Consider the following 19,058-nt stretch of genomic DNA (forward strand, 5'->3'; position numbering starts at 1 on the left):
ATTTATTTACTCGTGTAAGCTATGATTGCATCGTGTAAAAATTGTGCAGTTCCCATTGCACCTCGCTCATCATAATAAGCCGTAAATCGTTCGTCAGCTATATACATTTGTGCAAGTCCTGCATGGGCCTCTTGAGAATATTCATTCCATGTAAAGCTTAGCCAGCGTTTATGCAATTCTGCCACTTCCATCGCAATGTCACTTGTAGGATTCCCGAGCTCCATAGCCTCTGCTAACCGCTCAAACATTTGCTGTTCTAGCTCTTGCATCGCCTGATATTGTTGCTCTGTCATATTCATAAGCTTAGCATTCGAAGCATCCACTGTGCCTTCTCCATATTTCGCACGAATTTCTTGTCCGTATTGCTTTTCATTATCTTCGATTAACCTTTCTTTAAAACCTTTAAATTTTTCTTCATTGGACATCGGTTGTTCCCCCTCAATGGATTGTATTGTTTTTTCTACCGTCTGTAAGATTGTTACAAGTTGTTCCTGGCGTTGAAGCAAAGCTGCTCTATGTGTTTTTAGCGCCTCTGCATGTTGAAAATTTGGCGCCTTAATAATCGCTTGAATCGTCGCAAGTTTCATATCTAATGCACGATAAAATAAAATCTGCTGTAGCATATCGACCTCCAATTGGCCATAGAATCGATACCCTGCCTCATTTGTTCTGGCTGGCTTCAGCAACCCAATTTCATCATAATAACGCAATGTTCTCGTGCTAACACCCGACAATTGAGCAAGCTCCTGAATGGAATATTCCATGTGCTCACCTCCTCTAATGCTACTGTAAACTTTGACGCAACGTTAAGGTCAAGACAAAATAAAAAATATTAATCGAACTATAATCATCCTTTCAGAATATATAATTCCATAAAAATCTATAATCTGAGTTTTTATACACCGATATGAATAATAAATATTTCACAGGAACGTGATAGGATGAAGTGTCCAAATTGTCACCATGAGAGTCATACAAAACAAGTACTAACTTTGCCTTCTCCATCCCTCTTTACAGTATGCTTGACCAATTTTGATGGATTGCTAAGCCACTTTCAGCAAATGAAGTTCGTGCTGTTGCGAATGTTTATGAAAACAGTCAACTATCTATTATTGAAACAGAATCCACTAACGAAGCAGACGCTATACTAGCTGGTCAATTCGTGTAAGCATTCCGTTTGTATTATGAGATGGCACTCAATGAGGGTGATTTTTATTGGATTGCTGATATGCTTGCACTTGGCAGTTCAGCTTATCAAAAATTAGAGAAATATAGTAATGAAATTACATATTACTTCTATTTAAAACAATGGGGTATTAGATGTACAATTTTCAAATGGTCAATACTATGTGGATATGAACGAAACGTGTGATTTTTATGATGCACAAGAAAATTATCAATTCTATGATTGCTATAAGACCTATACTGTTACAATAGATGATTATGGTGCTTTTAAAATTGCCCATATTACTATTCACTAATAAGGTCTTTTACAATCGTAAAATAAGCAAGGAAAAAATAAACTATCGCGAGATACTCTTATTTCGCAATAGTTCGTTTCTTCTGCATTGTTTTGGTAGTTTAAAAATGATCCAGCTATCTTACTGTTCATTGATTCGCATATTTCCCATGCCACACTATGTGATGATAATTCTTTTTATCTGTGTCACCCTCTGTATTAATAAACAACACCCTCGCATGTTCGTCTAGCTGTAGGTCGAGTATTAAATCTTTGTAGTGTTCATTAGTCATTAATTCATAAAAGCAACCAAACGGAGCCGCTCCTGATTCTCCTGCTATAATACGTGAGTCTGAAGCCAATGGATTTGCAAGAACGCGCATTCCTGTTGCTGCTATTTCTTCTTCACAGGAGATGCTTATTTTTATATGGGCTTTTAAGAATCGCCAAGCCTGTGGATTAGGTTCACCGCAAGCAAGGCCCGCCATTATGGTTTTCATCTCTCCACCAACAGTTACATATTGCTCAGTACCTGCCTTAAAGCTCTCATAATAACAATTAGCAACATGTGGCTCAACTAACACAAATGTAATATCCTGCTCATAATATTGTTGTAAAAAAGCTACTACTGCCCCTGCAAATGACCCAACACCAGCTTGTAAAAATACATGTGTCGGAGCTTGCTGCATCTGTTCAACGATTTCATGTACAAGTGTTGTGTAGCCTTGCATAATCCATAATGGTATTTCTTCGTAGCCATCCCACATCGTATCCTGAATCAGGACCCAGCCATTTTCTTGTGCTAGCTGCGAGGAATAACGCACGGTTTCATCATAATTCATTGTCGTTATTTCAGCATAGGCTCCTTCTTTTTTAATATGCTGTAAACGTTCATCGGCACTGCCAGCTGGCATATATATTCGCGCTTGATACCCTAGTTCACGAGCCGCCCATGCCACACCACGACCATGGTTACCATCTGTTGTTGAAATAAAGGTTAAATTTCCTACCTGCGCTTTTACTTCTGATGATTTTAATTGTTCAAACGATAGTTCCTCTATATTTTTCTGGAGTCTATTGGCAACATACTGCGCAATTGCATAAACTCCGCCTAATACTTTAAATGCGTTTAAGCCAAATCGATAGGATTCGTCTTTTACCAAAATTTTTTCTACACCCATCCATGAAGCAAGTGAATTAAGATGATGGAGAGGTGTCTTTTCAAATTGCTCATATGTACGTAGAAATTGCCCCACTTTCTTTACTTGTTCCAATGTAAAATATGGCAGTAAAGCTGTTCCGTCATTTGCTTTATCCAGCTGATTGTGCACCCACTTTAATTTTTCATTCATTCCTATCCCTCCTTTATCATTAGCTTAGTCCATCTAGCTTCAAAATACAAAATTATACAATACAGAACTTACATTTGTCTAAGTTCCTTGTTATGCGTTTATGATCCCCTACGGAAAAGGGAGAAAAATTTCTTAACTTCCTATATAATTAACAAGCCTTCACAGATTCGATGTTCTGTGAAGGCTTCATTTTTATAGTAACTATGTTATCAAATCAATTAAAAAGTGCAGTAGATGTAATTCATCTACTGCACTTAGTATGACCCGTACGGGATTCGAACCCGTGTTACCGCCGTGAAAGGGCGGTGTCTTAACCACTTGACCAACGGGCCAATGGCGGAGAAGGAGGGATTTGAACCCTCGCGTATTACCCGACCTACACCCTTAGCAGGGGCGCCTCTTCAGCCTCTTGAGTACTTCCCCACATAAAAATGGCTCCGAAGGCAGGACTCGAACCTGCGACAACCTGATTAACAGTCAGGTGCTACTACCAACTGAGCTACTTCGGAATAATGATGGGCCTAAATGGACTCGAACCATCGACCTCACGCTTATCAGGCGTGCGCTCTAACCAGCTGAGCTATAGGCCCTTGGAGCGGGTGATGGGAATCGAACCCACGACATCAGCTTGGAAGGCTGAGGTTTTACCATTAAACTACACCCGCATAAATGGTGGGTCAGGACGGAATCGAACCGCCGACACTTAGAGCTTCAATCTAATGCTCTACCAACTGAGCTACTGACCCATTTCGTCCATGCTAAGCTTATTTTCTTTTGCTTTTCATATCTTCTTATGAAAATAATGGCGGTCCCGATAAGGATCGAACCTACGATCTCCTGCGTGACAGGCAGGCATGTTAACCGCTACACCACGGGACCATTTGGTTGCGGGGGCGGATTTGAACCAACGACCTTCGGGTTATGAGCCCGACGAGCTACCACTGCTCCACCCCGCGATAATTTTATACGGTTTCGAGTTTTTAAAGCACCATTTATAAAGATTTAAAACTGGAGGAGGTAGAGGGATTCGAACCCCCGCGCGGTGTTACCCGCCTGTCGGTTTTCAAGACCGATCCCTTCAGCCAGACTTGGGTATACCTCCGTTGCAATATATAAATGGTGGACCTTGCAGGACTCGAACCTGCGATAGGACGGTTATGAGCCGTCTGCTCTAACCAACTGAGCTAAAGGTCCTTTAAGATGGCGGCAGAGGGGATCGAACCCCCGACCTTACGGGTATGAACCGTACGCTCTAGCCAGCTGAGCTACGCCGCCAGGATCTTTATACTGGTTAATTTATTATGGTGGAGCCTAGCGGGATCGAACCGCTGACCTCCTGCGTGCAAGGCAGGCGCTCTCCCAGCTGAGCTAAGGCCCCATAATTTCTTTGGAAATGGTCGGGAAGACAGGATTCGAACCTGCGACCCCTTGGTCCCAAACCAAGTGCTCTACCAAGCTGAGCTACTTCCCGTTCTTTTTGGCGCGCCCGACAGGAGTCGAACCCATAACCTTCTGATCCGTAGTCAGACGCTCTATCCAATTGAGCTACGGGCGCATTAAAAATGGTGCCGAGGACCTAATCGAACCTAAGTACGGTAGTCACCTACCGCAGGATTTTAAGTCCTGTGCGTCTGCCAGTTCCGCCACCCTTTAAGACATTTGGAGCGGAAGACGAGGTTCGAACTCGCGACCCCCACCTTGGCAAGGTGGTGTTCTACCACTGAACTACTTCCGCATGTGCATAAGTTTTTTTATCTGGCAATGAAATAATGGTGCGGGTGAAGGGAGTCGAACCCCCACGCCTTACGGCGCTAGATCCTAAGTCTAGTGCGTCTGCCAATTCCGCCACACCCGCTTATTATTATTTAAAAATGGTGAGCCATGAAGGACTCGAACCTTCGACCCTCTGATTAAAAGTCAGATGCTCTACCAACTGAGCTAATGGCTCTAAAAAAATGGTGCTTAAGCTATAGGAATCGAACCCACGACCTACTGATTACAAGTCAGTTGCTCTACCTGCTGAGCTAAACCTAAGCATATGGTGGAGGATGACGGGCTCGAACCGCCGACCCTCTGCTTGTAAGGCAGATGCTCTCCCAGCTGAGCTAATCCTCCTGGGTATTATGCCTAGCGACGTCCTACTCTCACAGGGGGAAGCCCCCAACTACCATCGGCGCTAAAGAGCTTAACTTCCGTGTTCGGTATGGGAACGGGTGTGACCTCTTTGCCATCATCACTAGACTTGCACATGGATGTGCTGGCTTCTGCGTTCTTAGCAGAAGTTTCTTTATGTATCTTGTTTTGAAGTTGTTTACCTGTCCTTCAAGACAAGAATTATTGTATAACGTTTTCTCACATTGTGCAATACTTTTTTATAAAAAAAAGAAATTATTACTTTTTGAAGTTATTTTTGCTAAGTAAGAGAAAATATTGCCCTGCAAAATATTATAACAATTGTTGTTTCAAAAGAAAACAATTATTTTATTTCACCTATTTTCTTAGCTTATAATCTATTTCTAAACAAGGAAAGGGTATAGAAAACCCTTCACTTGTTGTTTCATTAAATAGTTAAAAGCTCTTGTTTCAATCTTAGAATTTCTTCAAATGTAGTGGAAGCTCCAAAAGATAGTCTAAAAAATTGGCGTGCTGCTTCCAAAGAGTAACCCATTGATAAAATGGCTTTCGTTCCAGATTCACTATGAATATCACATGCACTACCCGTCGAAATACAGATTCCTGCCTCATTTAACTTTAAAAGAACATATTGTCCCTCTATTTTATCCATCATTACGCCACAAATAGTAGGCAATTGTTGGTTACATTCTATTAATTGGCATGTTTCAGGCAAATTGTTTTTCAAAAATCTTCTTAAAGTCTCATAATGTTGTCTTTCATATTGATAGTTTTCAATTGCTGCCGCAAAGGCTACAATTGCTGGTGTATCTAATGTGCCGCCTCTTAAACCCCTCTCATGAGTCACACTTATGTTAAGGCAGGTACTCGGAGCGCAGGATTCAGATAGACAGCACCACACCCCTTTGGTCCACCTATTTTATGAGCTGAGATTGTGATGGCATCTACTCCACTTGGTATAGCAAGCTTCCCAAATGATTGTACACAGTCAATATGGCTGAAAACATCAGATTTTTTAGCCATCTCTATTATTTTCTCTACAGGCTGAATAGCACCAATTTCAGAATTGACATGTTGAATTGTAATCAAAGCCGTATCTTTGCGGATTGCTTGCTGTAATTGTTCAAGGTCAATCCATCCATCCATCTGTAAAGGCAATTTTGTCACTATAAAACCCATTTTCTCAAGCGTATTCAACGCTGCATGCACAGACGTATGCTCAGCTTGAGATGAAATAATGTGTTTTCCTTTTTTAGAGGCCAGCGCTAATGACAAGATAGCCAGGATATTTCCTTCTGTCCCGCTCCCTGTAAAAATAATACCGTCACTATTTACGCCTAAAGCATTGGCTACAACCTCTCTTGATTGCTGGACAAAATAATAGGCTTGTCCTCCTAAATCATGAAGACTTGCACTATTTCCATAATACCGCTGTGCTACCTCTACATAAGCTGCAAGAGCCTCCTTCGTCATCGGTGATGTCGCAGCATAATCCATATAAATCATTGTCTTCTCCCTCTCTAGTTCATCAAGTCTTGTTTTCTTTTTTATTTTATGTAAAGATAAGTGTCAAGACAACTGTAAAGAGGGTATAACTATGGATGTAAAGGCAGATGTCCTTATAATCGGCAGTGGAATTGCTGCACTTCAAGCTGCTTTACTGCTCGAAGAACATTTTCAAGTACAAATTGTTACAAAATCATCTCTTTATATGAGTAGTTCTTATCGTGCACAAGGTGGCATCGCTGCTGTTACAAGTGAGAAAGATCATATTGAACACCACATTGCTGATACATTGAAAGCTGGAGAATATCATCACGAGAAAAAACATGTTACTACACTCATAGAAGATGGCACTAAAATCATGCAGAAATATTTAAAGACTGGTCTCCCTATCGATCGTCATGTTGATGGAAAATGGCTCTAGGACTCGAAGGGGCACATAGTCATCATCGTATTCTACATGCAGGTGGTGATCGTACTGGTCAAATTTTCATAGATTACTTACTTCATAAACTTTCGCCTAAAACAAAGGTGAATTGCTATGAAATGGCTTATGAGCTTTTACGGAATACAGATGGTGACTGCATAGGCGCACTTACCAAAGGACAAAAAGGCATTACACGCTATTTGGCCCATCATGTCATTTTAGCGACAGGTGGTGCAGGTGCACTCTATTCAAGCACATCTAATTATCCAACCAATACAGGTGACGGCATCGCGTTAGCATTTTGCGCAGGTGCTGCCATCAGTGATATGGAATTTATGCAGTTCCACCCTAGTCTGCTTTGGTGTGAAAATGAGGCGAAGGGATTAGTTTCCGAAGCTGTTCGAGGTGCTGGTGGCATCTTTGTCGATGCACAGCGTCAGCCCATTATGACAGGCTTACATGCCCAACTTGACTTAGCACCAAGACATATTACGGCACTTGCACTTTTTAAAAACGTGCTGCTGGTGAGGAGACGTTTATTGATATTACTAACATTCAAAATTTTGAAGTGAAATTCCCAACAATTGCTCAGCTTTGCTATGACAATCAAGTTTATTTACAAGATGGCTTAATTCCTGTAGCTCCAGGAAGTCATTTCTTAATGGGGGGCGTTATTGCTGATGACAAAGGAAGAACCACTATACCTAATCTATATGCAGTGGGGGAAGTTGCCTGTACAGGTGTCCATGGTGCGAACCGTTTAGCAAGTAACTCCCTATTGGAAGGTATTACGTTTGGGCAAAGAATGGCTCAGTTCATCATTCAACATGGTTGCCATCAAAAAAATTTCACACATGACCACCATCAATGTGCTGAAATAATGCCATCTTTATTTAGCAAACAGCAGTTACAGCAATACATGATGCAGTTTTTAGGCATCGTGCGAAACGTTAATGACTTGCAGCATTTTATTCAGCAATTACCCTCCTTACAATCACTTCTTTATACGAATCTAAAGGGTCTAGAACAAGCTGAATTGGAACTATTTATGATGCATGTTGTTGCAACATTAATGGCACATGCTGCAATTACACGAACGGAAACGCGTGGTGCTCACATTCGTACGGATAAATTAGAAATGGACGCACACTGGGCAAGTCGTTGGATTATTTTTTCGCAAGGCCAAATGAAAGTGAGGAACTCATTGTATGAATATCATCAAACTCGAGGAAATGCTCAAGCAATTTTTTAATGAGGATTTAGGTGATGGGGATTTATCGAGTGAATATATCTTTTCAGCTGAACAGCAGGGATCATTTTCTTTTTATGCTAAAGAAAATGGGGTTTTCTGCGGGGCGCTCATTATTGAGTATGGCTTTCACTTACTCGATCGATCAATAAAAATCCAACTTCTAAAAAAAGATGGAGAGACAGTAAAGGCTATGATGTGCTTGCTGTGGTAAAGGGACCCTTACAAAAATTATTAATAGGTGAGCGCGTTATATTAAATCTTATTCAGCGTATGTCCGCTATTGCGACAGCGACCCATCATGCCGTTCGAGAAACAGCTGGTACGCATGCGAAAATATGTGATACGCGTAAAACCATGCCTGGATTGCGTATGCTGGATAAATATGCTGTTAGAACCTATGGTGGCTTTAATCATCGTAATGGCCTGTATGATGCCATCATGCTAAAGGATAACCACATTGCCTTTGCTGGTAGCATTACAAAAGCTGTTCAGGCTGCTAGAGCAAAAGTCGGTCATACTGTAAAAATCGAAGTGGAAATTGAAACAAAGGACCAGCTAGAAGAAGCCATCATTGCTGGAGCAGATATTATTATGTTTGATAACCGTAGTCCAGAAGAAATACGAGCATGGCTTCCCACTGTCCCTTCTTCTATTGTGACAGAGGCATCAGGAGGCATCACACTTGAAAATTTAAAGGCCTATGCACAATCAGGTGTTCAGTTTATTTCACTTGGTTCATTAACGCATTCCGTTAAAGCCTTTGACATTAGTGCACTCGTTCAAATGAAAGGAGATCATTCCCTTGTCCATAACTAGTTTATTACAACAAACGACACTACTTCCAGAGCATTCTGGGCATTATCAGTAAAGGAAATGGAATCTCGTATTTTATCAATAAAGCAAAAATTAGGATCTAAACTATTTATACCAGGACATCATTATCAAAAAGATGAAGTCATTCAATTTGCAGATGCAACTGGTGATTCCCTACAGTTAGCTCAATTATCTGCCGCAAACAAGGAAGCTGAGCATATCGTATTTTGCGGTGTGCATTTTATGGCTGAAACTGCTGATATGCTGACAACGAAGCAGCAACATGTCTATTTACCAGATATGCGTGCAGGTTGTTCAATGGCTGATATGGCTGATATTTATCAAACAGAACAAGCATGGCCGATTCTTCAGCAACTCTTTGGTGATACAATTATCCCGCTAACTTATGTCAATTCAACTGCTGCCATTAAAGCCTTTACGGGAAGACATGGTGGTGCCTGTGTCACTTCATCGAATGCTAAGGAGCTTGTTCAATGGGCATTTACACAAAAACAGCGTATTTTCTTTTTACCTGACCAACATTTAGGAAGAAATACTGCCTATGATTTAGGTATTCCACTTAAAAATATGGCTGTTTGGAATCCCCATAAGAATATACTTGAAACAAATGAGCCGCTTGAGAACATTCAGGTTATTCTATGGAAAGGTCATTGCTCTGTACATGAAGGATTTACGGTTCACCATACGGAGGTCGTTCGCAAAGAACATCCAACTATGCAAATTATTGTTCACCCTGAATGCAGTCGTGAAGTTGTAGCAGCTGCTGATGATGCAGGTTCCACAAAATACATCATTGAGACAATCAATCGTGCACCAAGCGGATCGGCATGGGCTATTGGAACAGAAATGAATCTTGTCAATCGCATAATGAAGCAGCATCCAGATAAACATATTATCTCTTTAAATGAAAATTTTTGTCCTTGCTTAACAATGAATCGCATTGACCTTCCCCATCTGTTGTGGAGCTTAGAAAGTATTGAGCAGGGGCAACCACATAACCGTATCCAAGTAGATGAATATACTACAGCTGAAGCACTTAGCTCTCTCGAAAGAATGCTAGCACGAGGATAATTAGGTTGCTTTAAAAGCAGAGATGGTGTAAAAAAACGTCTCTGCTTTTTATGTTCATATAACATCTATTTTGAATAGCTTAAACAACTGCCATTTTCAAATGCATCATCATCGATCCAATCAAAGAATATCCATCTATTGCTAAAATTGACATGGCTTTATGCTCTATGCTACTGTCGATTTGGAGGTGAAAATAAATGGCTTTTCAATCGAAAAATATTTTTATCAATTTACCAGTGAAAGATCTAAACAAATCCATCAACTTCTTTAAGGAACTAGGCTTTGAGTTCAATCAACAATTTAGCGATGAGACTACAGCCTCAATGATTATTAGTGAAAATATCTTCGCATTAATGATGGTGGAAGAACGATTCAAAGGGTTTAGTAAGAAGGAAATTACAAATACTGCTACGTCTGCAGAAGCAATTTTATGTCTATCTGCTGAAAATCGAGAGCAAGTAGATCAATTAGTAAATAAGGCACTGGTCTCGGTGGTAAATCTTATAGTGAACCCCAAGATCATGGGTTTATGTATGGCTGGGGATTTCAGGATGTAGATGGGCATATCTGGGAAGTAGTTTATATGGATGAAAATGCATTGAATCAAGAGTAATATTTATATCTATGAATATGAAAAAACAGTAGATGCGTGTGCATCTACTGTTTTTTAGTATGACCCGTACGGGATTCGAACCCGTGTTACCGCCGTGAAAGGGCGGTGTCTTAACCACTTGACCAACGGGCCAATGGCGGAGAAGGAGGGATTTGAACCCTCGCGCATAGGTTACCCGACCTACACCCTTAGCAGGGGCGCCTCTTCAGCCTCTTGAGTACTTCCCCACATAAAAATGGCTCCGAAGGCAGGACTCGAACCTGCGACAACCTGATTAACAGTCAGGTGCTACTACCAACTGAGCTACTTCGGAATAATGATGGGCCTAAATGGACTCGAACCATCGACCTCACGCTTATCAGGCGTGCGCTCTAACCAGCTGAGCTATAGGCCCTTGGAGCGGGTGATGGGAATCGAACCCACGACATCAGCTTGGAAGGCTGAGGTTTTACCATTAAACTACACCCGCATAAATGGTGGGTCAGGACGGAATCGAACCGCCGACACTTAGAGCTTCAATCTAATGCTCTACCAACTGAGCTACTGACCCATTTCGTCCATGCTAAGCTTATTTTCTTTTGCTTTTCATATCTTCTTATGAAAATAATGGCGGTCCCGACCGGGGATCGAACCGGCGATCTCCTGCGTGACAGGCAGGCATGTTAACCGCTACACCACGGGACCATTTGGTTGCGGGGGCCGGATTTGAACCAACGACCTTCGGGTTATGAGCCCGACGAGCTACCACTGCTCCACCCCGCGATAATTTTATACGGTTTCGAGTTTTTAAAGCACCATTTATAAAGATTTAAAACTGGAGGAGGTAGAGGGATTCGAACCCCCGCGCGGTGTTACCCGCCTGTCGGTTTTCAAGACCGATCCCTTCAGCCAGACTTGGGTATACCTCCGTTGCAATATATAAATGGTGGACCTTGCAGGACTCGAACCTGCGATAACGGACGGTTATGAGCCGTCTGCTCTAACCAACTGAGCTAAAGGTCCTTTAAGATGGCGGCAGAGGGGATCGAACCCCCGACCTTACGGGTATGAACCGTACGCTCTAGCCAGCTGAGCTACGCCGCCAGGATCTTTATACTGGTTAATTTATTATGGTGGAGCCTAGCGGGATCGAACCGCTGACCTCCTGCGTGCAAGGCAGGCGCTCTCCCAGCTGAGCTAAGGCCCCATAATTTCTTTGGAAATGGTCGGGAAGACAGGATTCGAACCTGCGACCCCTTGGTCCCAAACCAAGTGCTCTACCAAGCTGAGCTACTTCCCGTTCTTTTTGGCGCGCCCGACAGGAGTCGAACCCATAACCTTCTGATCCGTAGTCAGACGCTCTATCCAATTGAGCTACGGGCGCATTAAAAATGGTGCCGAGGACCGGAATCGAACCTAAGTACGGTAGTCACCTACCGCAGGATTTTAAGTCCTGTGCGTCTGCCAGTTCCGCCACCCTTAAGCACATTTGGAGCGGAAGACGAGGTTCGAACTCGCGACCCCCACCTTGGCAAGGTGGTGTTCTACCACTGAACTACTTCCGCATGTGCATAAGTTTTTTTATCTGGCAATGAAATAATGGTGCGGGTGAAGGGAGTCGAACCCCCACGCCTTACGGCGCTAGATCCTAAGTCTAGTGCGTCTGCCAATTCCGCCACACCCGCTTATTATTATTTAAAAATGGTGAGCCATGAAGGACTCGAACCTTCGACCCTCTGATTAAAAGTCAGATGCTCTACCAACTGAGCTAATGGCTCTAAAAAAATGGTGCGGGGCTATAGGAATCGAACCCACGACCTACTGATTACAAGTCAGTTGCTCTACCTGCTGAGCTAAATACTGGCATATGGTGGAGGATGACGGGCTCGAACCGCCGACCCTCTGCTTGTAAGGCAGATGCTCTCCCAGCTGAGCTAATCCTCCTGGGTATTATGCCTAGCGACGTCCTACTCTCACAGGGGGAAGCCCCCAACTACCATCGGCGCTAAAGAGCTTAACTTCCGTGTTCGGTATGGGAACGGGTGTGACCTCTTTGCCATCATCACTAGACTATGGTCGACCTTCAATACACGGCGTATTACTGCGTCAGCTGCTCTCGTTCAATCAGTCACGTACAGAAGTACGCTCCTTCAATCACTCGTTTGCTTCCTTGTTCTACTTGTGTCTTGAAGCTCTTTTTTTATTGAAAGTTTTGTTCTTTCAAAACTGGATAAACGGTTCATTGAATGGTTCAAACATTTTGGTTAAGTCCTCGATCGATTAGTATTCGTCAGCTCCATGTGTCACCACACTTCCACCTCGAACCTATCTACCTCATCGTCTTTGAGGGATCTTACTTACTTGCGTAATGGGAAATCTCATCTTGAGGGGGCTTCATGCTTAGATGCTTTCAGCACTTATCCCGTCCACACATAGCTACCCAGCGATGCCTTTGGCAAGACAACTGGTACACCAGCGGTGTGTCCATCGGTCCTCTCGTACTAAGGACAGCTCCTCTCAAATTTCCTACGCCCACGACGGATAGGGACCGAACTGTCTCACGACGTTCTGAACCCAGCTCGCGTACCGCTTTAATGGGCGAACAGCCCAACCCTTGGGACCGACTACAGCCCCAGGATGCGATGAGCCGACATCGAGGTGCCAAACCTCCCCGTCGATGTGGACTCTTGGGGGAGATAAGCCTGTTATCCCCGGGGTAGCTTTTATCCGTTGAGCGATGGCCCTTCCATGCGGAACCACCGGATCACTAAGCCCGTCTTTCGACCCTGCTCGACTTGTAGGTCTCGCAGTCAAGCTCCCTTGTGCCTTTACACTCTACGAATGATTTCCAACCATTCTGAGGGAACCTTTGGGCGCCTCCGTTACCTTTTAGGAGGCGACCGCCCCAGTCAAACTGTCCGCCTGACACTGTCTCCTGCCCCGCTAAGGGGCATGGGTTAGAATTTCAATACAACCAGGGTAGTATCCCACCGACGCCTCCTTCGAAGCTGGCGCTCCGAGATCTCTGGCTCCTACCTATCCTGTACAAGTTGTACCAAAATTCAATATCAGGCTACAGTAAAGCTCCACGGGGTCTTTCCGTCCTGTCGCGGGTAACCTGCATCTTCACAGGTACTATAATTTCACCGAGTCTCTCGTTGAGACAGTGCCCAGATCGTTACGCCTTTCGTGCGGGTCGGAACTTACCCGACAAGGAATTTCGCTACCTTAGGACCGTTATAGTTACGGCCGCCGTTTACTGGGGCTTCAATTCGCAGCTTCGCTTGCGCTAACCACTCCTCTTAACCTTCCAGCACCGGGCAGGCGTCAGCCCCTATACGTCACCTTACGGTTTTGCAGAGACCTGTGTTTTTGCTAAACAGTCGCCTGGGCCTATTCACTGCGGCTCTCATGCGCTTGCACGCTCAAGAGCACCCCTTCTCCCGAAGTTACGGGGTCATTTTGCCGAGTTCCTTAACGAGAGTTCTCTCGCACACCTTAGGATTCTCTCCTCGACTACCTGTGTCGGTTTGCGGTACGGGCACCTCTCACCTCGATAGAGGCTTTTCTTGGCAGTGTGAAATCAGGAACTTCGTCCATACGGACTCGCCATCACAGCTCAACGTTACAGTGTGCGGATTTGCCTACACACACGCCTTACTGCTTGGACGCGCATAACCAACAGCGCGCTTACCCTATCCTACTGCGTCCCCCCATTTCTCAAACGGTGAGGAGGTGGTACAGGAATATCAACCTGTTGTCCATCGCCTACGCCTATCGGCCTCGGCTTAGGTCCCGACTAACCCTGAGCGGACGAGCCTTCCTCAGGAAACCTTAGTCATACGGTGGACGGGATTCTCACCCGTCTTTCGCTACTCATCAGCATTCTCACTTCTAAGCGCTCCACCAGTCCTTTGGTCTGACTTCAACGCACTTAGAACGCTCTCCTACCACTGACATCGTAGATGTCAATCCACAGCTTCGGTGAATCGTTTAGCCCCGATACATTTTCGGCGCAGCGTCACTCGACCAGTGAGCTATTACGCACTCTTTAAATGATGGCTGCTTCTAAGCCAACATCCTGGTTGTCTGTGCAACGCCACATCCTTTTCCACTTAACGATTACTTTGGGACCTTAGCTGGTGGTCTGGGCTGTTTCCCTTTTGACTACGGATCTTATCACTCGCAGTCTGACTCCCGTGTATAAATATCTGGCATTCGGAGTTTGTCTGAATTCGGTAAACCGGGATGGCCCCCTAGTCCAAACAGTGCTCTACCTCCAGTATTCTCATCACGAGGCTAGCCCTAAAGCTATTTCGGAGAGAACCAGCTATCTCCAAGTTCGATTGGAATTTCTCCGCTACCCACACCTCATCCCCGCACTTTTCAACGTGCGTGGGTTCGGGCCTCCAGTAAGTGTTACCTTACCTTCACCCTGGACATGGGTAGATCACCTGGTTTCGGGTCTACGACCACGTACTATTTCGCCCTATTCAGACTCGCTTTCGCTGCGGCTCCGCCTTCTAAAGCTTAACCTCGCACGTAATCGTAACTCGCCGGTTCATTCTACAAAAGGCACGCTATCACCCATTAACGGGCTCTAACTACTTGTAGGCACACGGTTTCAGGATCTCTTTCACTCCCCTTGGGGTGCTTTTCACCTTTCCCTCACGGTACTGGTTCACTATCGGTCACTAGGTAGTATTTAGCCTTGGGAGATGGTCCTCCCAGATTCCGACGGAATTTCACGTGTTCCGCCGTACTCAGGATCCACTCAGGAGAGAACGAACTTTCGACTACAGGGCTTTTACCTGCTCTGGCGGACCTTTCCAAGTCGCTTCATCTAACTCGCTCTTTTGTAACTCCGTATTGAGTGTCCTACAACCCCAAGAGGCAAGCCTCTTGGTTTGGGCTCTTCCCGTTTCGCTCGCCGCTACTCAGGGAATCGATTTTTCTTTCTCTTCCTCCAGGTACTTAGATGTTTCAGTTCCCTGGGTCTGCCTTCAAGACGCTATGTATTCACGTCAAGATACTACGCCATTAAACGTAGTGGGTTCCCCCATTCGGAAATCTCCGGATCAAAGCTCACTTACAGCTCCCCGAAGCATATCGGTGTTAGTGCCGTCCTTCTTCGGCTCCTAGTGCCAAGGCATTCGCCGTGCGCCCTTAATAACTTAACCTAACGGCTTTCAATACACATCACATTTCGTTGTCAGCTTCACTCGTTCAATCAGTCACGTACTCAAGTACGCTCCTTCATTCACTCGATTGCTTCCTAGAACTGCTCGTGTCTTGAAACCTTCTAATGTTATTAAGCCTATAAAAAAACTTAAAAAATAAATGTGTTTGTTACAATTTCAATGTCGTTTTATCCAGTTTTCAAAGAACAAGTTTTGAAGCTTTTCATTCAAGAAGAATGAACCTTCAAAACTGAACGCAAAACGTAATCTTACAAACCCTAGGTTTGTATTCCGAAATAATCCTTAGAAAGGAGGTGATCCAGCCGCACCTTCCGATACGGCTACCTTGTTACGACTTCACCCCAATCATCTATCCCACCTTCGGCGGCTGGCTCCAAAAGGTTACCTCACCGACTTCGGGTGTTACAAACTCTCGTGGTGTGACGGGCGGTGTGTACAAGGCCCGTGAACGTATTCACCGCGGCATGCTGATCCGCGATTACTAGCGATTGGCTTCATGTAGGCGAGTTGCAGCCTACAATCCGAACTGAGAACGACTTTATCGGATTAGCTCCCTCTCGCGAGTTGGCAACCGTTTGTATCGTCCATTGTAGCACGTGTGTAGCCCAGGTCATAAGGGGCATGATGATTTGACGTCATCCCCACCTTCCTCCGGTTTGTCATAAGCAGTCACCTTAGAGTGCCCAACTAAATGATGGCAACTAAGATCAAGGGTTGCGCTCGTTGCGGGACTTAACCCAACATCTCACGACACGAGCTGACGACAACCATGCACCACCTGTCACCGTTGCCCCCGAAGGGGAAACTATATCTCTACAGTGGTCAACGGGATGTCAAGACCTGGTAAGGTTCTTCGCGTTGCTTCGAATTAAACCACATGCTCCACCGCTTGTGCGGGCCCCCGTCAATTCCTTTGAGTTTCAGTCTTGCGACCGTACTCCCCAGGCGGAGTGCTTAATGCGTTAGCTGCAGCACTAAGGGGCGGAAACCCCCTAACACTTAGCACTCATCGTTTACGGCGTGGACTACCAGGGTATCTAATCCTGTTTGCTCCCCACGCTTTCGCGCCTCAGTGTCAGTTACAGACCAGATAGTCGCCTTCGCCACTGGTGTTCCTCCAAATCTCTACGCATTTCACCGCTACACTTGGAATTCCACTATCCTCTTCTGCACTCAAGTCTCCCAGTTTCCAATGACCCTCCACGGTTGAGCCGTGGGCTTTCACATCAGACTTAAGAAACCACCTGCGCGCGCTTTACGCCCAATAATTCCGGACAACGCTTGCCACCTACGTATTACCGCGGCTGCTGGCACGTAGTTAGCCGTGGCTTTCTAATAAGGTACCGTCAAGGTACAGCCAGTTACTACTGTACTTGTTCTTCCCTTACAACAGAGTTTTACGAACCGAAATCCTTCTTCACTCACGCGGCGTTGCTCCATCAGGCTTTCGCCCATTGTGGAAGATTCCCTACTGCTGCCTCCCGTAGGAGTCTGGGCCGTGTCTCAGTCCCAGTGTGGCCGATCACCCTCTCAGGTCGGCTACGCATCGTCGCCTTGGTGAGCCGTTACCTCACCAACTAGCTAATGCGCCGCGGGCCCATCCTATAGCGACAGCCGAAACCGTCTTTTAGTGTTTCACCATGAGGTGAAACAGATTATTCGGTATTAGCCCGGTTTCCGGAGTTATCCCAAACTATAAGGTAGGTTGCCCACGTGTTACTCACCCGTCCGCCGCTAACGTCGAAGGAGCAAGCTCCTTCTCTGTTCGCTCGACTTGCATGTATTAGGCACGCCGCCAGCGTTCGTCCTGAGCCAGGATCAAACTCTCCATAAAAGAAATTTGAATAGCTCAAATTGTTTTGCTGGCATCATTTTGATGTCCAAAATTTCGTTTCGTTCACTAACCGAAGTTAGTTACTGAAAACTTTATTGATTACGTTTTGCTTGTTCAGTTTTCAAGGTTCATTTTATTCAAGTCGTTTTCAGCGACTTTATTATCATATCTTGTTCACAACAAGAAGTCAACAACTTTTTAAAACTTTATTTTCAAGCGTTCCTTCTTGTTAAGGACAAGTAATAATATATAATATAGCATTATAAAAATCAAGCATTTTTCGTAAAAAAATTAAAAATCTTTTTAACATCGATGACAAACAATAGAATCCCTGCTAATACAATCAATCCACCAATGATTTGTGTCATAATCAAATACTCTTTAAATATCAGCAAGGCTAAAAGAGCTGCCCCTACAGGTTCAAATAATATAGCAATTGAAACAACATTCGTACTAACATATTTAATAGACCAATTAAATAGAGTATGACCCAATAAATTAGGGACTAACGCTAATAAGAAAAACCATAACCAATCCATCGAAGAGTATGGACCAAAAGATTCTCCTTTAATCAATACATAAAAAAGTAAAGTAATGGTACACACAACATACACAACCATCGTATACGTCATTAAAGATAATCTTTTACGCACATCCTGTCCTAATAGAAAATAAGCCGTAGCAAGCGCACAAGCAATGAGCGCGAGTATATCCCCATAAAAAGCTGTTCCACTTACTTTAAAATCTCCCCAACTGATTAACACACTGCCTACTACGGCGATGGTACCTGCAACGATCGTTTTCTTTGTTATCTTCTCTTTAAAGAAAAAGTATGTTCCCACAAATGCAAACAACGGCTGTAATGTCACCAAAACTGTAGAGCTTGCTACTGAAGTATAGTTGAGTGATTCAAACCATAAAATAAAATGGAAAGCTAAAAAGATTCCCGCAACTGAAGAAAATAACCAATCACGTCTCCTTAAAGCTGTTAACTCCTTTGTATACTTCCTCAAAAATAACGGTGCCATTATTAAAACAGAAAATAGCATACGATAAAAAGCTATGATGCCAGCTTCCGCTGATGCTAATTTCACAAAAATAGCGGACATGGATACTGAAATAACACCAATTACGATTGGGATGTATGGATGAATTTTAGGTTGCTCCAAAAATCTCACCTCCATCATTGATGCCTCGCGCGTAATATTCAAACTGAATCCCCAGAAGCTATTACGTCTTGTAACAACAGTTAATTGATCTGCCTCATGCAAACACATTACCTTAGCACATAGGTTCCCCTATTTCACCAGGTGTTTGAATCCCCGCTGAAAAAACAAGCTCCACTCCATTCATTACAAGAAGGAGATTTTCTACGTCTGATGCTTCTCTTTCATTTCCAA

General features: G+C 44.1%; 6 protein-coding genes, 39 tRNA genes, 4 rRNA genes and 4 pseudogenes. 6 read left to right on the forward strand and 47 right to left on the reverse strand.

Features of this window, described 5'->3' with window-relative positions; all coding sequences use genetic code 11:
* Positions 1 to 2: 2 nt before the first annotated feature.
* The 24 genes and pseudogenes from NST76_RS16735 to NST76_RS16850 all read right to left on the reverse strand — a co-directional run bounded on the left by NST76_RS16735 (position 3) and on the right by NST76_RS16850 (position 6,441).
* Complete coding sequence (locus tag NST76_RS16735; protein ID WP_036123132.1) at positions 3 to 764, reverse strand: MerR family transcriptional regulator; 762 nt, start codon at positions 762 to 764, stop codon at positions 3 to 5.
* A gap of 844 nt (positions 765 to 1,608) precedes the next feature.
* Complete coding sequence (locus NST76_RS16740; protein ID WP_342544179.1) at positions 1,609 to 2,811, reverse strand: diaminopropionate ammonia-lyase; 1,203 nt, start codon at positions 2,809 to 2,811, stop codon at positions 1,609 to 1,611.
* 260 nt (positions 2,812 to 3,071) lie between these two features.
* Positions 3,072 to 3,143 (reverse strand) — tRNA-Glu (locus NST76_RS16745).
* A 2-nt stretch (positions 3,144 to 3,145) separates the two neighbouring features.
* Positions 3,146 to 3,234: transfer RNA gene (locus NST76_RS16750), tRNA-Ser, on the reverse strand.
* A gap of 9 nt (positions 3,235 to 3,243) precedes the next feature.
* Positions 3,244 to 3,320 (reverse strand) — tRNA-Asn (locus NST76_RS16755).
* 7 nt (positions 3,321 to 3,327) lie between these two features.
* Positions 3,328 to 3,401, reverse strand: a tRNA-Ile gene (locus NST76_RS16760).
* A gap of 1 nt (position 3,402) precedes the next feature.
* Positions 3,403 to 3,476 (reverse strand) — tRNA-Gly (locus NST76_RS16765).
* A gap of 5 nt (positions 3,477 to 3,481) precedes the next feature.
* A tRNA-Phe gene (locus NST76_RS16770) sits at positions 3,482 to 3,557 on the reverse strand.
* Between the two features lie 57 nt (positions 3,558 to 3,614).
* Positions 3,615 to 3,690: transfer RNA gene (locus NST76_RS16775), tRNA-Asp, on the reverse strand.
* Positions 3,691 to 3,693: 3 nt separating this feature from the next.
* Positions 3,694 to 3,767, reverse strand: a tRNA-Met gene (locus NST76_RS16780).
* A 53-nt stretch (positions 3,768 to 3,820) separates the two neighbouring features.
* A tRNA-Ser gene (locus NST76_RS16785) sits at positions 3,821 to 3,913 on the reverse strand.
* Between the two features lie 15 nt (positions 3,914 to 3,928).
* Positions 3,929 to 4,005: transfer RNA gene (locus NST76_RS16790), tRNA-Ile, on the reverse strand.
* A 7-nt stretch (positions 4,006 to 4,012) separates the two neighbouring features.
* Positions 4,013 to 4,086, reverse strand: a tRNA-Met gene (locus NST76_RS16795).
* 27 nt (positions 4,087 to 4,113) lie between these two features.
* A tRNA-Ala gene (locus NST76_RS16800) sits at positions 4,114 to 4,189 on the reverse strand.
* 16 nt (positions 4,190 to 4,205) lie between these two features.
* Positions 4,206 to 4,282: transfer RNA gene (locus NST76_RS16805), tRNA-Pro, on the reverse strand.
* 7 nt (positions 4,283 to 4,289) lie between these two features.
* Positions 4,290 to 4,366: transfer RNA gene (locus tag NST76_RS16810), tRNA-Arg, on the reverse strand.
* A gap of 8 nt (positions 4,367 to 4,374) precedes the next feature.
* Positions 4,375 to 4,458, reverse strand: a tRNA-Leu gene (locus NST76_RS16815).
* A gap of 13 nt (positions 4,459 to 4,471) precedes the next feature.
* Positions 4,472 to 4,546: transfer RNA gene (locus NST76_RS16820), tRNA-Gly, on the reverse strand.
* A 35-nt stretch (positions 4,547 to 4,581) separates the two neighbouring features.
* Positions 4,582 to 4,666: transfer RNA gene (locus tag NST76_RS16825), tRNA-Leu, on the reverse strand.
* Positions 4,667 to 4,683: 17 nt separating this feature from the next.
* Positions 4,684 to 4,759, reverse strand: a tRNA-Lys gene (locus NST76_RS16830).
* Between the two features lie 8 nt (positions 4,760 to 4,767).
* Positions 4,768 to 4,847 (reverse strand) — tRNA-Thr (locus NST76_RS16835).
* Positions 4,848 to 4,850: 3 nt separating this feature from the next.
* Positions 4,851 to 4,926, reverse strand: a tRNA-Val gene (locus tag NST76_RS16840).
* A 10-nt stretch (positions 4,927 to 4,936) separates the two neighbouring features.
* A 5S ribosomal RNA gene (gene rrf, locus NST76_RS16845) occupies positions 4,937 to 5,052 on the reverse strand.
* Positions 5,053 to 5,371: 319 nt separating this feature from the next.
* Positions 5,372 to 6,441, reverse strand: a pseudogene (locus tag NST76_RS16850) (cysteine desulfurase family protein).
* Positions 6,442 to 6,541: 100 nt separating this feature from the next.
* Between NST76_RS16850 and NST76_RS16855 the strand changes: the two are divergent.
* The 6 genes and pseudogenes from NST76_RS16855 (at position 6,542) to NST76_RS16880 (ending at position 10,644) form a co-directional block, all read left to right on the forward strand.
* Entirely contained in the window at positions 6,542 to 6,871 is a 330-nt protein-coding gene (locus tag NST76_RS16855) for an FAD-binding protein (RefSeq protein ID WP_342544182.1), read from the forward strand.
* The gene (locus NST76_RS16860; RefSeq protein WP_342544183.1) at positions 6,862 to 7,446 is read left to right on the forward strand and encodes an FAD-binding protein; all 585 of its coding nucleotides are present in this window, start codon (positions 6,862 to 6,864) and stop codon (positions 7,444 to 7,446) included. Before NST76_RS16855 ends, NST76_RS16860 begins: the two co-directional genes overlap by 10 nt.
* Positions 7,443 to 8,126, forward strand: coding sequence for an FAD-binding protein (locus NST76_RS16865; protein WP_342544185.1), 684 nt, complete (start codon positions 7,443 to 7,445; stop codon positions 8,124 to 8,126). The genes NST76_RS16860 and NST76_RS16865 overlap by 4 nt, the downstream gene beginning before the upstream one ends.
* Positions 8,083 to 8,942, forward strand: a pseudogene (gene nadC / locus NST76_RS16870) (carboxylating nicotinate-nucleotide diphosphorylase). The gene NST76_RS16865 and the pseudogene nadC overlap by 44 nt, the downstream one beginning before the upstream one ends.
* Positions 8,929 to 10,031 (forward strand): annotated as a pseudogene (gene nadA / locus NST76_RS16875) (quinolinate synthase NadA). The pseudogenes nadC and nadA overlap by 14 nt, the downstream one beginning before the upstream one ends.
* A gap of 197 nt (positions 10,032 to 10,228) precedes the next feature.
* Positions 10,229 to 10,644 (forward strand): annotated as a pseudogene (locus NST76_RS16880) (VOC family protein).
* A 60-nt stretch (positions 10,645 to 10,704) separates the two neighbouring features.
* Here NST76_RS16880 and NST76_RS16885 read toward each other — a convergent pair.
* The 23 genes from NST76_RS16885 to NST76_RS16995 form a co-directional block, all read right to left on the reverse strand.
* Positions 10,705 to 10,776: transfer RNA gene (locus NST76_RS16885), tRNA-Glu, on the reverse strand.
* A 2-nt stretch (positions 10,777 to 10,778) separates the two neighbouring features.
* A tRNA-Ser gene (locus tag NST76_RS16890) sits at positions 10,779 to 10,871 on the reverse strand.
* 9 nt (positions 10,872 to 10,880) lie between these two features.
* A tRNA-Asn gene (locus NST76_RS16895) sits at positions 10,881 to 10,957 on the reverse strand.
* Between the two features lie 7 nt (positions 10,958 to 10,964).
* Positions 10,965 to 11,038: transfer RNA gene (locus NST76_RS16900), tRNA-Ile, on the reverse strand.
* A gap of 1 nt (position 11,039) precedes the next feature.
* A tRNA-Gly gene (locus NST76_RS16905) sits at positions 11,040 to 11,113 on the reverse strand.
* 5 nt (positions 11,114 to 11,118) lie between these two features.
* Positions 11,119 to 11,194, reverse strand: a tRNA-Phe gene (locus tag NST76_RS16910).
* A gap of 57 nt (positions 11,195 to 11,251) precedes the next feature.
* Positions 11,252 to 11,328 (reverse strand) — tRNA-Asp (locus tag NST76_RS16915).
* A 3-nt stretch (positions 11,329 to 11,331) separates the two neighbouring features.
* Positions 11,332 to 11,406, reverse strand: a tRNA-Met gene (locus NST76_RS16920).
* Between the two features lie 53 nt (positions 11,407 to 11,459).
* Positions 11,460 to 11,552: transfer RNA gene (locus NST76_RS16925), tRNA-Ser, on the reverse strand.
* Between the two features lie 15 nt (positions 11,553 to 11,567).
* A tRNA-Ile gene (locus NST76_RS16930) sits at positions 11,568 to 11,646 on the reverse strand.
* Positions 11,647 to 11,653: 7 nt separating this feature from the next.
* A tRNA-Met gene (locus tag NST76_RS16935) sits at positions 11,654 to 11,727 on the reverse strand.
* Positions 11,728 to 11,754: 27 nt separating this feature from the next.
* A tRNA-Ala gene (locus NST76_RS16940) sits at positions 11,755 to 11,830 on the reverse strand.
* A 16-nt stretch (positions 11,831 to 11,846) separates the two neighbouring features.
* Positions 11,847 to 11,923 (reverse strand) — tRNA-Pro (locus NST76_RS16945).
* A gap of 7 nt (positions 11,924 to 11,930) precedes the next feature.
* Positions 11,931 to 12,007, reverse strand: a tRNA-Arg gene (locus NST76_RS16950).
* 8 nt (positions 12,008 to 12,015) lie between these two features.
* Positions 12,016 to 12,100 (reverse strand) — tRNA-Leu (locus NST76_RS16955).
* Positions 12,101 to 12,113: 13 nt separating this feature from the next.
* Positions 12,114 to 12,188: transfer RNA gene (locus NST76_RS16960), tRNA-Gly, on the reverse strand.
* Positions 12,189 to 12,223: 35 nt separating this feature from the next.
* Positions 12,224 to 12,308, reverse strand: a tRNA-Leu gene (locus NST76_RS16965).
* Positions 12,309 to 12,325: 17 nt separating this feature from the next.
* Positions 12,326 to 12,401 (reverse strand) — tRNA-Lys (locus NST76_RS16970).
* Between the two features lie 90 nt (positions 12,402 to 12,491).
* Positions 12,492 to 12,567: transfer RNA gene (locus NST76_RS16975), tRNA-Val, on the reverse strand.
* Between the two features lie 10 nt (positions 12,568 to 12,577).
* Positions 12,578 to 12,693, reverse strand: a 5S ribosomal RNA gene (gene rrf, locus NST76_RS16980).
* Between the two features lie 190 nt (positions 12,694 to 12,883).
* Positions 12,884 to 15,803: ribosomal RNA gene (locus tag NST76_RS16985) — 23S ribosomal RNA — on the reverse strand.
* Positions 15,804 to 16,110: 307 nt separating this feature from the next.
* Positions 16,111 to 17,658, reverse strand: a 16S ribosomal RNA gene (locus tag NST76_RS16990).
* Together the 16S, 23S and 5S rRNA genes with 19 tRNA genes alongside form the textbook arrangement of a ribosomal RNA operon.
* 269 nt (positions 17,659 to 17,927) lie before the next feature.
* Positions 17,928 to 18,827, reverse strand: coding sequence for a DMT family transporter (locus NST76_RS16995; RefSeq protein ID WP_340811942.1), 900 nt, complete (start codon positions 18,825 to 18,827; stop codon positions 17,928 to 17,930).
* Positions 18,828 to 19,058: the final 231 nt, after the last annotated feature.

This window comes from Lysinibacillus sp. FSL W7-1291 (genome assembly GCF_038593415.1).
Taxonomy (GTDB): Bacteria; Bacillota; Bacilli; order Bacillales_A; family Planococcaceae; genus Lysinibacillus; species Lysinibacillus fusiformis_D.